The sequence below is a fragment of the Sphingomonas bacterium genome (genome assembly GCF_903644135.1).
Taxonomy (GTDB): Bacteria; Pseudomonadota; Alphaproteobacteria; order Sphingomonadales; family Sphingomonadaceae; genus Sphingomonas.
This window is the reverse complement of record NZ_CAHJXA010000047.1, coordinates 1-11,995: the sequence shown is the minus strand read 5'-3', so window position 1 is coordinate 11,995 and position 11,995 is coordinate 1. Positions and strand designations below refer to the sequence as shown.

At 69.6% G+C, this 11,995-nt stretch carries 8 protein-coding genes and 1 pseudogene; 1 reads left to right on the top strand and 8 read right to left on the bottom strand.

What is annotated here, in order from left to right; genetic code table 11:
• The 4 genes and pseudogenes from HUU96_RS04325 to HUU96_RS04310 all read right to left on the bottom strand — a co-directional run.
• Positions 1-225: pseudogene (locus HUU96_RS04325) on the bottom strand (bifunctional 4-hydroxy-2-oxoglutarate aldolase/2-dehydro-3-deoxy-phosphogluconate aldolase); the annotation flags it as partial.
• The gene (locus HUU96_RS04320; protein ID WP_254604982.1) at positions 222-2,114 is read right to left on the bottom strand and encodes a glycoside hydrolase family 2 protein; all 1,893 of its coding nucleotides are present in this window, start codon (positions 2,112-2,114) and stop codon (positions 222-224) included. The gene HUU96_RS04320 and the pseudogene HUU96_RS04325, both read right to left, overlap by 4 nt.
• Complete coding sequence (gene uxuA, locus HUU96_RS04315) at positions 2,111-3,286, bottom strand: mannonate dehydratase (protein WP_174291625.1); 1,176 nt, start codon at positions 3,284-3,286, stop codon at positions 2,111-2,113. The genes HUU96_RS04320 and uxuA overlap by 4 nt, the downstream gene beginning before the upstream one ends.
• A 51-nt stretch (positions 3,287-3,337) precedes the next feature.
• Entirely contained in the window at positions 3,338-5,686 is a 2,349-nt protein-coding gene (locus tag HUU96_RS04310) for a TonB-dependent receptor (protein ID WP_174291624.1), read from the bottom strand.
• 154 nt (positions 5,687-5,840) lie between these two features.
• On the opposite strand from HUU96_RS04310, the gene HUU96_RS04305 reads away from it, so the two are divergent.
• Positions 5,841-6,626, top strand: coding sequence for a FadR/GntR family transcriptional regulator (locus HUU96_RS04305; RefSeq protein ID WP_254604980.1), 786 nt, complete (start codon positions 5,841-5,843; stop codon positions 6,624-6,626).
• Positions 6,627-6,635: 9 nt separating this feature from the next.
• Here HUU96_RS04305 and HUU96_RS04300 read toward each other — a convergent pair whose 3' ends face one another.
• The 4 genes from HUU96_RS04300 to HUU96_RS04285 all read right to left on the bottom strand — a co-directional run.
• Positions 6,636-9,032 carry a glycoside hydrolase family 31 protein gene (locus HUU96_RS04300; protein ID WP_174291622.1) on the bottom strand — a complete coding sequence of 799 codons (2,397 nt, stop codon included), beginning with the start codon at positions 9,030-9,032 and terminating at the stop codon, positions 6,636-6,638.
• Positions 9,029-10,300: an MFS transporter gene (locus HUU96_RS04295; protein WP_174291621.1), complete on the bottom strand. Its 1,272-nt coding sequence runs from the start codon at positions 10,298-10,300 to the stop codon at positions 9,029-9,031. Before HUU96_RS04295 ends, HUU96_RS04300 begins: the two co-directional genes overlap by 4 nt.
• A 73-nt stretch (positions 10,301-10,373) precedes the next feature.
• Complete coding sequence (locus tag HUU96_RS04290; protein ID WP_368039736.1) at positions 10,374-11,234, bottom strand: DeoR/GlpR family DNA-binding transcription regulator; 861 nt, start codon at positions 11,232-11,234, stop codon at positions 10,374-10,376.
• Positions 11,158-11,995 (bottom strand): glycerol-3-phosphate dehydrogenase C-terminal domain-containing protein (locus HUU96_RS04285; RefSeq protein WP_174291620.1); only part of this gene is annotated, 838 nt, incomplete at its 5' end. The genes HUU96_RS04285 and HUU96_RS04290, both read right to left, overlap by 77 nt.

Genomic DNA, 11,995 nt, shown 5'->3' with positions numbered 1-11,995 from the left:
GCGCTCGCCCAGCACGGTGCCGGCACCAACCACCGCGCCCGGCACCTGCGCCACCAGCCGGATCGCGTCGAGCGCCACCGGCGTGCGCAGCGTGATCTCCAGCGCGCGCAATCCTCCTGCCACCAGCGCCGTCGCGATCGGCACCGCGTCCTCCAGCCGGTCGATGACGAGCACCGGGATCACCGGAGCCAGCGCCATCACCTCTTCCACGCTCAAGGTGGTCATCGGGCACTCCTGGCAGCATAATAGTCCGCGAGGACGCCGAACGCCGCCTTGCGCTCGCCGGTCTCGGAGATCAGCCCCTTGCGGTTCCAGCCCTGCTGGAACTCGGGGTTCTGCCGGCGCGGCGAGCGGAAGTCCTTGAGGATCCAGGGCGACATGCCGCGCAGGGTCGGCAGCGTGTCGGCCATCGTCAGCGTCGCGCGGTAGTAATCGGCCTGGAACTCCTCCGAGAACTTCTGGCCGTTCGCCGGATCGTGGAAGCCGGCCCGCGCATCGGCACCGAATTCGGAGAAGACCAGCGGCTTGTCGGCGGGCACGTGCCACTCGCTCGCCGGCAGGTCGGCCAGGCGGTCGGTGGTGTACCAGCCATTATAGGTGTTGATCGCCATCACATCGAGCACGTCGGCAAGCGGATCGGCCAGCGTCATCACCGGATGGCCCGCATTGTCCGACCGCTCGACCAGCAGCGCCGCGCTGACCAGGCGGGTGTCGTCGAGGCGGCGGACATCGGCGACGAGCGTACGCAGGAAGGCATTGCGCGCATCGGTCACCGGCGTTTCGTTGGCGACGCTCCAGATCACCACCGCGGCGCGGTTGCGGTCGCGCCCGATATTCTCCGCCAGCATCGTCCGCGCCCGCGCCAACGTATCGGGGTTGGACCAGGCCACCCGCCAATAGACCGGCACCTCGCTCCAGACGAGCAGGCCCATCTCGTCGGCGAGGCGCAGCGTCACCTCCGAATGCGGATAATGGGCGAGGCGGACATAGTTGCCGTGCAGCCCGTCCTTGATCTCGGTGAGGAGCGCGCGCGCGGCGGCGGGGGTCATCGCCCGCGTCGGCTCCGCCCCAAGCTCCTCCTCGTGCATCGAGATGCCGCGCAGGAAGATCGGCTTGCCGTTGAGCAGGATGTCGCGCCCGCGCACCGCGATCGTGCGAAAGCCTATCCGGTCGTGCCAGCGATCGTCGCCGGTGGTGATGGCGACGTCGTAGAGGCGCGGGTGCTCGGGCGACCAGCGGACCAGCGCGCGCGGCGCGGTCATCGCCAGGTGCCAGTCGCCATGCGCGTCGGTGACGCCCGCCCGGTCGAGACCGAGCGCGGCGACGATCAGGCGCACCGGGCGTTTCGCCGCCTGCTCGCCGTCGAGATGGACATCGACCGCCAGCCGGCCATCGCGCGTCAGCCGTACCCAGGCGTCGTCGACATAGGTGTCCGGCACGCCGATCAGGCGGACCGCGCGGGTGATGCCGCCGTAATTCTCCCAATCGGTGACGGGCGGCGGCACCGTCGCCTCGCTCGCCTCGGAGTCGACGCCGACGGTGATCTGGTTCTCGCCGTCGCGCAGCCGCTTCGTCACGTCGAACGCGAACGGGGTAAAGCCGCCCTCGTGCCGCCCGACCTCCTGCCCGTTGAGATAGACCCGCGTCGCATAGTTGGCGGCACCGAAGCGCAGGAAATAGCGGCCGTGCCGCGCCGCCGGTGCCGCGAAGGTCCGCTGATACCACATCAGCCCCTGGTAATGGCGCAGCTCGGGCGCCTCGGTCAGCCAGGACGACGGCAAGGTGGTCAGCGGCGAGCGGGCGAGGTCGAACTCGTAGAGGACGCGGCTGTCCTTCGCCATCGCCGCGCGGACGTCGACCTCACGCCAGCGCTGCTGGCCGATGTCGGGGGCCTCGCCATGGAAACTGGCCAGCCCCGAGCGGAAGGGATCGATCGAGTAGTGCCATGGCCCGGACAGGTCGATGCCGTCGCGCAGGTCGGCGGCGACCAGTAGCGGGGTGGGTCGGGGTGGCACCTCCTGGGCGGCCAGGGCTGGCGACAGCACGAGCGCTAGGACGGCGGCGATACCCCGCAGCCAGGACGGCACGATCATCGACGCTCCTACCCTGGTCATGTCCTCTCCCGCGCATAGGCGAGCCCGCGTTCCAGCCCGCGCAGCTCGGCCAGCCCGCGCATCCGCCCCAGCAGCGAATAGCCGGGATTGGTCCGCTTGGTCAGGTCGTCCAGCATCTGATGGCCATGATCCGGCCGCATCGGGATCGAGCGGCGCTCGCGCTGCTGAAGGTCGTGCACCGCCGCCATCACCGCCGGCATCGCCGCGTCGCCTTCCAGATGCGCCGCTTCGTGGAAAGCCCCATTGGGCTCGCGCTGCACCGAGCGCAGATGGAGGAAGCCGATCCGGTCGCCCAGCCGCTCGACCATGCCCGGCAGGTCGTTGTCAGCCCGCACCCCAAACGAGCCGGTGCACAGGCAGAGGCCGTTGGAGGCGTTTGGCACTTGCCGGAACAGCGACGCCACGTCCTCCTCGGTGCTGACCACCCGCGGCAGGCCGAAGATCGGGAACGGGGGATCGTCGGGATGGACCACCAGCCGCACCCCCAGCTCGTCGGCGAGCGGGCACACCGCTTCCAGAAACGCGATGTGGTTGCCGCGCAGCCGCTCGGCATCGGTGCCGGCATAGGTCGCGATCGCCTGCCGGAAGCGATCAACGGTGAAGCTGTCCTCGCTGCCGGGCAGGCCGGCGAGGACGGTGCGCTCCAAGAGGTGGCGCGCCGCCTCGTCCATCCCGGCGAAGCGGCGCTCGGCAGCGGCGACGACCGACGGCGCATAGTCGCGCTCCGCATCGGGGCGGCACAGCAGATGCAGGTCAAACGCCGCCACCGCCTCCAGCTCGAAGCGCAGCGCCAGCGCACCGTCGGGCAGCGGCCAGGCAAGGTCGGTCCGCGTCCAGTCCAGCAGCGGCATGAAGTTGTAGGTGACAACGCCGATCCCGCCCGCCGCAAGGTTGCGCAGGCTGTCGCGATAGGCATCGACCAGCCGGTCCCAGTCCGGACCGCGCCGCTTGACGTCCTCATGGACCGGCAGGCTCTCCACCACCGTCCAGCCGAGCCCGGCCGCCTCGATCGCCGCACGCCGCGCCGCGATCTCTTCCAGCGGCCAGACGTCGCCATTGGCGATCTCGTGCAGCGCGGTGACGACCTCGCTCGCCCCGGCCTGCCGGATGTCGCGCAGCGACACCGGGTCGCCGGGGCCGAACCAGCGCATCGTCTGGGTCATCATCGTCATGCGGCTGGCCGATCCCCGAACGTCGATACGCGGCGTGCCGCGGCGTGGCGCCTAGAAGTTCACTGCCACCCGGACGCCGCCATAGCGCCTGAAATCGCGCGGCAAGATCGCCTGGGTCGCGGTGACCTGGTTGGCGACGGTACCGCCGAAATTGCCGGCGGTGTTGACCAGCGACGGGAAATATTGCTGGTCGAACACATTGTTGACGAAGCCGACGATCTCCCACTTGCGATCCTGGTCGCGCACGCCGAGCCCCAGATTGACAATGTGGAACGCCTTCTGGAAGGTCTGCGGATCGTCGATCTGATAGTTGACGCTGCTCTGATACTGCCAGTTCGCCTGCGCGATCCCGCGCAGATGGCCGCCGAGCGACGGCGAATAGTCGCCGCTGACGTTGAACTTCCACTCGGGGGCCTGGGCGACCCGCATCCCGGTGACGTTCTGGCGCAGCGGATTGCCGGTGCAGCCCTGTGCCACCGTCTGCAGCGGGTAGCATTGCGAGACCGGGAAGTCGGTATATTTCGCGTCGAGATAGGTCACGGAGCCGCCGACATTGACGTCGTTGCCGAGCCGTGCCGAGGTCTCGAACTCGACGCCGCGCGTGCGCAGGCCGCCGACATTGGTCAGCCGGTAGTTCGACGTGCCGTCCGCCAGCGTCTCGATCGTCTGCGCCTGCAGGTTGGTGTAGTCGGTGGTGAACAGCGTGACGTTGGCAGTCAGCCGCCGGTCGAAGAACTGCGAGCGGACGCCCAACTCCCAATCGCGCGAGCGCTCGGGCCGGATCGGGCCGGCGGCAGCGCGGTTGGCGTTGAAGCCGGTGGTCAGGTCGTAGGTCTGCCCCTTGTAGCCGGTGGCGCGGGTGACGAAGACGTTGATATCGGGGGTGAACTCATAGCGGGCGCTGGCCTTGTAGGTGCCGGCGGTGTCCTGCGCGCTGCCTTGGAAATAGGCGTTGTTGGCGGCGCGGTCGAGATAGGTGTAGCTCACCACCTCGTTCTGGACGCGGCCGCCGCCGGTCAGGGTCAGCTTGGGGACGATCTCCCAATCGACCTGCGCGAAGCCGGCGACCTGGCGCTGCTTGGCAGTGGCGAACCAGTTGGCGATCGAGAAATACGGCCCGCGCACGAACGGCCGATTGAACATCAGGTTCGCGAAATAGGTGCCGACGGTATACCGGAACGGCTTGTCGCTCGCCGATTGCAGCCGAACCTCGTTGGTGATCTGCTCGGAGTTGAACGCGCCGACCTGGTTGTTGTTGCCGTTGTTGACCGTTGCCGACGTGTCGTCCTGATCGAGGTAATCGTCGAGGTGGAAGCGGTCGTAAGAGGTCACGGTGATGAGGTTGAGACCACCGCCGACCTCCAGCTCGGTGCGCAGATAGCCGCCGCCGCCCTCGTAGCGGGTGCGCGAGTCGAAATTGTTGCTGATGTTCTGGTTGTTGGGGCCGGTGGTCACGCCGGGGAAGACGACGGCCGGGGTCTGGCCGGCCTGCCCGCGCAGCAGCGCGCCGGGCGCGACGTTGACGAACGGTCGCCCGACCGTGGTGTTGCCGTTGACGTAGTTGACCGACAGCGTCACCGACGAGGTGTCGGTCGGCGTCCAGCGCAGCTTGCCGCGGACATTGACCGACTCACGGCCATTATCCTTCTTGTTGTCGAACAGGTTGCGGACGTTGCCGTCCCACTTGTTGTACGCGGCCGAGACGACATAGCCCAGCGTCGGCGAGATCGGCCCGGAGATGCTGAAGTTGCCGCCATGCTCGTCGTCGGTGGTGACGACGGCGTTGGCGCTCACCCGCAACTCCTTGGTCGGCGAGCGCGTAATGATGTTGATCAGGCCGGCCGAGGCCGACTTGCCATAGAGGGTGCTCTGCGGCCCGCGCAGCACCTCGATCCGCTCGACGTCGGGCAGGTCGGTGAAGGCGCGCGCCTGGAACGGCAGCGGCACCTCGTCGACCAGCACCGCAACGCTCGACTCAACGCCGATACCGAACGCGAAGGTGCCGACGCCGCGCAACGACACGTTGGAGTTCTGCGGCTGCTCGGCGGGGCGTACGACCAGCGAGGGCGACACCTTACCGATATCGGTGAAATTGCGCACGCCCGCGGCGGCGAGCTGCGCCGGAGCGACCACCGACACGGCGAGCGGCACACGCTGGACGTTCTCGGCGCGCTTGTTGGCGGTGACGATGATGTCGCCCGACGTGGTGGCGCTGTCGACGGCGGAGGTGGGACCGCCGGGAGCGCCCTGGCTCTGGTCGGTCAGCTGGCCCGGCGGGATGGTGGCGGCGGGATCGGTGTTGGTCGAGGTCGCTTGCCCGGCGCTCTGAGCATAGGCGGTGCTCGCCAGCAGCGACAAAGCGAGCGCCGAGACGCCGACTGTTGCGCGAAGTGCCTGCATGATCATTCCCTCTCCTGATCCGCCGATCCCCGTCGACGTTGGTCTGGCCGCTTACCAACTGGCCAGACCAATAGCAAGCGACCCGTGTCGGCTATCGCGATTGCGCAATGGTGGCCGGCGAGATAGATCGAGATCATTGCCGATAGGTGAGACATTGATCAGGCCACTTCGTCCCGCATCGTCGATCTTCCCCTCGGACGGCCGCAAGCTCTATCAGCAGGCGGCGGCGGCGATCGCGGGCGCGATCCAGCGCGGCGACTACCGGCCGGGGCAGCGCATCGCGTCGGAACGCGAGCTTGCCGACGAGCACAAAGTCAGCCGGCCGACGATCCGGGAGGCGCTGATCGCGCTGGAGGTGACCGGCCTGGTCCGCTCGCGCCACGGTTCGGGCATCTATGTGGTCGACAACCCGCCTGCCGACGCGCTGCCGCTCGGCCTCGACATCGGCGCGTTCGAGCTGACCGAGGCGCGCCGGCTGTTCGAGGGCGAGACCGCGGCGCTGGCCGCCCTGTCGATCACCGACGCCGACCTCGCCCGGCTGGAGGCGCTGATCGGCGACATGGATCGCGAGAATCAGGAGCAGGTGAGCGGCGAGCATGCCGATCGCGAGTTCCACCTGGTGATCGCGCGCGCCACCCAGAACTCGGCGATCGCGGGCGTGGTCGAGCAGCTGTGGGACGCGCGCTACATCTCGCCGCTGTGCGCGCTCATGCTGGAGCGCGCGCGCAGCGCCGGCGTCCAGCCGCGCATCGACGAGCACCTCGTCATCCTCAAGGCGCTGCGCGAACGCGACCCAGCGGCGGCGCGGCTGGCGATGCGCGACCATCTTGCGCGCGTGATCGAGGGGCTGCTCCAGGCGACGGAGCTTGACACGATGGAGCGCGCCAAGGCGGAGCTTGAGGTCAAGCGCAACGCGCTGGCGCGGCGCGTCTCGGTCTGACCGCGGACGCTAATCCAGGGTCAGCGACACGCCGGCGCGTCCCGCGTGCGTCATCGCCTCGCCCACTCCGCCGTTGATCGTCAGACGCCGGGTCTCGCCGGGGGGGAGCAGCACCGCGATGCTGTCATCGCCCCAGCTGCCCGGCCCGTCCCGCCGCACCTGGAGGTCGATCCGCTCGGCATCCGCCCGTCCCGACACATGCCAACGGTCGATGGGGCCATCGCCGTCGCCGGCATCCTCCACCGCGCTCCAGGCGATGTCGCCGGTGGCGGGCGGAAACAGCCAGATGCCGCGCCGATAGGGCTCCGGCCGCCAGCCGCCACGCGCCAGGTCGACCAGCATCGCCGAACCGGCGCGCGCCAGCAGCGGCGGCGGCCCGTCGAGCGGCGCGTCGAGCACGACGCTCTCGCCGCCAGTGACGCGCCGGCCCGACCAGACGTCCACCCAGTCCGCACCCACGGGCGGGCGCACCGTGCGGGTCATCGCGCCTGGCTCGACGACCAGCGCCACCAGCAGGTCCGACCCGAGCAGATGATCGTCGCTCTCCGCCCACGCGGCCGTGTCGTCCGGAAAATCGAGCCAGGTCGGTCGCACCATCGGCTCGCATTCGGTGTGATAGCGATGGAGCAGGTCGTACAGGAACGGCACCAGCGTCTGGCGCAGCGCCATCAGCCGGCGGATCGCGGGGATCGCCTCCGGGTACATCCACGGCTCGTTGACGGTGCGGTCGTCGTTCCAGCTGTGGATGCTGAAGCGTGGCATCAGCACCCCCGCCTGCACCCAGCGCACCAGCAGTTCGGGCGAGGGCGCGGGGCCCGAGAAGCCGCCAATGTCGTGGCCGCTGTTCGACACGCCCGAGAGGGCGAGGCCGATCGACTGGCGCGCATTGTAGCGGATCGTCTTCCAGTCGGTGCGGTTGTCGCCGCCCCAGGTCTGGGCATAGCGCTGCAGCCCGGCCATGCCCGAGCGGGTCACCACATAGGGCCGCTGGTCGGGGCGCGCCGCCAGCTGCGCCTGGCGCGAGGCGCGGGTCATCAGCAGCGGCTGGACCGGGCGCAGCGCGGCGGCCGGCCGACCCTTGCCGAAGCCAGCGACGCGGGCGCGCGCGTCCCATAGCTCATATTCGTTGTTGTCGTTCCACGTCGCCTCGATGCCCTGGTCGAGCAGCGCCGCCGCCACCTGTTCGCGCCACCAGCGCGCCGCTTCGGGGTTGGTGAAGTCGAGATAGCTGCCGACCTCGTCCCAGAACTGCGCCTCGATCGGCTGGCCCTCGGCGTCGGCGACGAACAGGCCGGCGGCGGCGACTTCGTCATAGCGGGGGTGGCTGCGCAGCAGCGCCGGCTTGATGTTGGGGACCAGCCGCACCCCGGCATCGGCATAGGTGGCGACGAAGCCGGCGGGGTCGGGGAACTTGTCGCGGTTCCAGTGGAACACGTAGCGCTTGTCGCCGATCGAGGTGTAGCCCGACGACAGGTGGAACGAGGTGCAGCCGATGTCGTGGCGCTCGCACTGATCAAGGAAGCTTGCCATCTGCACCGCCGCGTCGGGCGCGTCGGTGTAGCTCATCGTCGAGCCAGAATAGCCGAGCGACCAGCGCGGCATCAGCGCCGGCCGGCCGGTCAGCCAGGTGAAGCGGCGCGTCACCGCGAGCGGGTCGGGGCCGGCGATCATCCACAGGTCCAGGTCGCCCGCGTCGGCGACGACGTGGCGGTAGAGGCCGTGGTAATTGTCGAGCTCGCGGCCCAGATCGACGGTGACGTCGGCGACGCTGTCGTAGAAGGTGCCGTGGCAGCGGCCCGCCTCGTCGGCGACGAGCAGGTAGGGGATCGACTTGTAGAGCGGGTCGCTATGCTCCGCGTCATAGCCCATCGGGTCGACATTGGTCAGGCGGAAGCGGCGGCCGGCGCGGTCGCTGTCGCCGGCGCGGTCGCCGAGGCCGTAGAAGCGCTCGCCCGGCCGCCGCGCCATGTAATGGTGCGCGCGCCCGTCCCACCAGCCGAAGTCATAGGCCTGAGTCGGGCGATTAGCGGCCATCGCCACCCAGCGGTCACCGGCGCGCTGCTCCCAGGTGCAGTGCAGGCCGTGGAGCCGGACGGTCAGCCGCAGCCGCGCCGTCTCGATCGTCAGCACGCCCGCCGCTTCCGCGCAGGCGAAGTCGGGGCAGGCGAAGCCGGCGACGTCGAGCCGATCGCGGCCGGGCTCGGTGATGTCATCTGCGCCCGGCGCGATCGCCCAACTCGGCGGGCTGGCCACCTCACCGGTCGCGAGGAGGAGCAGGCGGACGATGTCTTGCTCCAGCACGAGTAGGTGAGCGACCGCGCCGGTGTCGGCGGCCAGCGTCACCCGGCCGTGCTGGCGGTCGGTGACCGCGAACAGCGGCGGGTTGGAGAGCGAGGCGCGTCTCATCGGGCAAGCTCCGGAGCGGGAACGGGCGGCACGGTCAGCTTGCCGATGAAGACGATCAGCACGGCAGCGCCGATCAGGTCGAACACGCCGAGCAGCGCAAACAGCGGCGTATAGCCGAACCGGTCGGCCAACTGACCGATCAGCAGCGAGAAGAGCAGCCCGCCGATCCACCCCGCCTGGCCGATGAAACCGTTGGCGGTGCCGACCTCGGCAGGCGCGAACACGTCGGCGGACAGCGTGTTGATCAGCCCCGACAGCATCTGATGCGCGAAGCCACCGACGCAGAACAGCGCGATCGCGGTATAGGGGCTGGCGGCCAAGCCGATGCAGCCAGGCGCGATCATCAGCACCGCGCCCAGCGTGATGCCGGCGACCCGCGACGGGATCAGCGCCACCCCGCGCCGCATCAGCCAGGGCGACAGATAGCCGCCAAGGATGCCGCCCGCGTCGGCGGCGAGGAAGGGCAGCCAGGCGAACAGCGCGATCTGCTTCAGGTCCATGCCGCGCTCGGTGGCGAGGTAGAGCGGAATCCAGAAGCTGAACGTCTGCCACGCCGGCTCGGACAGGAAGCGTGGCACCGCGATCACCCAGAAGCGCTGCGAGCCGAGGATCTCGCGCGCCGCTACCCGCCTGGTCGCGGTCGACGGCCGATCGGTGGCGATCATCGCTCGCTCTTCGGCGGTGATCGACGGGTGCGTCTCCGGCGTCCGATAGCAGGCATACCACGCCGCCGCCCAGACCAGCCCCACCGCGCCGGTGACGATGAACGCCCAGCGCCAGTCGGCCCAGATCGCGACGGCGGCCACCACGGGGGGCGCGATCAGCGCGCCGAGCGACGTGCCCGCGTTGAACCAGCCGACCGCTACCGACCGCTCGCGCGCCGGGAACCACTCGGCCACCGCCTTGATGCCCGAGGGTATCGCGGCGGCTTCGGCGAGGCCGAGCAACCCCCGAAAACAGGCGAGACTGACCCAGCCGACGGCAAAGGCGTGGAGCATGTTGGCGAGCGACCAGGCGACGCCGAACAGCGCGAAGCCAACGCGCAGGCCAAAGCGGTCGATCAACGCGCCGGCGATCGGCTGCATGACCGTATAGGCAAGCTGGAACGCGCCGACGACATAGCTGTATTGCTGCGTGCTCATGTGCAGCGACGCCTTGAGCGTCGGCGCGAGCACCCCCAGCGAGTTGCGCGCGAGATAGTTGGCGACGGTGCCGGCGCAGATCAGCGCCACGATCCACCAGCGCAGGTTCCTGATCCGCAACGCCATCCCCTCGCGCCCTGTACGGCGTCGGCGTTTTTCTAGGCGGCGGATGCTGGCCTGTCCAGATTGGTCCGGCCAGTTATTCACCCGCCTCGACGACATGAACGCCCGCTGCAGCACACGCCACCGTCAGTGCCGCGCTCTCCATAACATCGGTAACGAAGTGACCGACCTGCGTCATTTCGCCGATCCGCACCGGCGCGCGGCGGCCGACCTTGGTCCGGTCGGCGGCTAGGATGACGGCGCGGGACTGGGCGATGATCGTCTGCGAGACGCGCACCTCGTCGATGTCGAAGTCGAGCAGCGTGCCCGCCTCATCGATCGCAGAAGCCCCGATCAGCGCATAATCGGTCTTGAACCTGCGGATGAAGTCCATCGCCAGCGCGCCCACCACGGCACGGTCGCTGGGCCGCACCCGGCCACCGGCGGCGATCACCTCGATCGTCGGGCGGCCGGCAAGGATGTCGACGACGTTGAGGTTGTTGGTGATCACCAGCAGGTCGCGGTGGTCGACCAGCGCGCGCGCGATCGCCTCGGTGGTGGTGCCGATGTTGATGAACAGGCTGGCCCCGTTGGGCACCAAAGCCGCCGCCGCCGCGCCGATCGCCGCCTTGGCCGCCGCCGCCACCTGCCGCCGCGCCTCACGGTCGAGATTGTCGACGCCCGAGGTGACCACCGCGCCGCCATGGACCCGCGACAGCATCGAGCGGTGGGCGAGGAGGTTCAGGTCGCGCCGGATCGTCTGCGGCGTGACCGCAAGGTCGGCGGCAAGCGTCTCCACCGTCACCCGGCCCGTCCGCCGCGCCGTGTCGAGGATCAGGGCGTGGCGGCGGGCGATCGCGGCGGCGCTCTCCGCCATGCGGTCAAGCGGCAGCCCGGGCCGGAACGCTCCGGTCGGCGAGGTAGTGGTCCAGCCGCTCGGCAGTGCCCGGCGGCACATGCAGGCCGAGCTTGCTGCGCCGGTACAGGATATCCTCGGCGGTGCGCGCCCATTCACGGCCGCGCAGCCACTCGACCTCGGCGACCGTCAGCCCGCCGCCCAAATCCTCGCCGAGATCGGCGACCGTCCGCGCCTCGCCGAGCAGCGCGCCGGTGTCGGTGCCATAGGCGCGCGCCAGGCGGCGGAGCAGCGCGGGCGGCAGGTCGGGGCGGCTGGCGATCAGCTCGCGCAGGAAGGCGTCGAAGTCCGTCATGGCACCGCCGGGCAGCGTCGCGCCCGCCGTCCACGCCGGGCCGGCCGCCGGGAAGAACCCTGCCAGCTCGCCCAGCGCCTGCTCGGCAAGCTTGCGATAGGTGGTGATCTTGCCGCCGAACACGCTCAGCATCGGCGCGCCGCCCAGTGCCGCGCCGGTATCGACGTCGAGCACATAGTCGCGCGTCACCGCCGCGGCGCTGCCCGCCTTGTCGTCATAGAGCGGCCGGATGCCGGCATAGCTCCAGGCGATGTCCGCTTTGGTCAGCGATCGCGTGAAATAGCGATTGGCGGTGTCGAGGAGGTAATCGGTCTCGCCGTCGCTGATGCTCGCCTTGGCCGGCGCGCCCTCCCACGGCTCGTCGGTGGTGCCGAGCAGGGTGAACTTGCCCTCATAGGGCACCGTGAAGACGATGCGCCGGTCGGGGTTCTGGAGCATGAAGGCGTGATCGCCCTCGTACAAGCGCGGCACGACGAGGTGGCTGCCCTTGATCAGCCGCACGCCGCGG

Coding starts and splice junctions, on each gene's coding strand:
- HUU96_RS04320 (WP_254604982.1), bottom strand. CDS start 2,114: ATGACCAGGGTAGGAGCGTCGATGATCGTGCCGTCCTGGCTGCGGGGT.
- HUU96_RS04295 (WP_174291621.1), bottom strand. CDS start 10,300: ATGGCGTTGCGGATCAGGAACCTGCGCTGGTGGATCGTGGCGCTGATC.
- HUU96_RS04300 (WP_174291622.1), bottom strand. CDS start 9,032: ATGAGACGCGCCTCGCTCTCCAACCCGCCGCTGTTCGCGGTCACCGAC.
- HUU96_RS04310 (WP_174291624.1), bottom strand. CDS start 5,686: ATGCAGGCACTTCGCGCAACAGTCGGCGTCTCGGCGCTCGCTTTGTCG.
- HUU96_RS04290 (WP_368039736.1), bottom strand. CDS start 11,234: ATGTGCCGCCGGGCACTGCCGAGCGGCTGGACCACTACCTCGCCGACC.
- uxuA (WP_174291625.1), bottom strand. CDS start 3,286: ATGACGATGATGACCCAGACGATGCGCTGGTTCGGCCCCGGCGACCCG.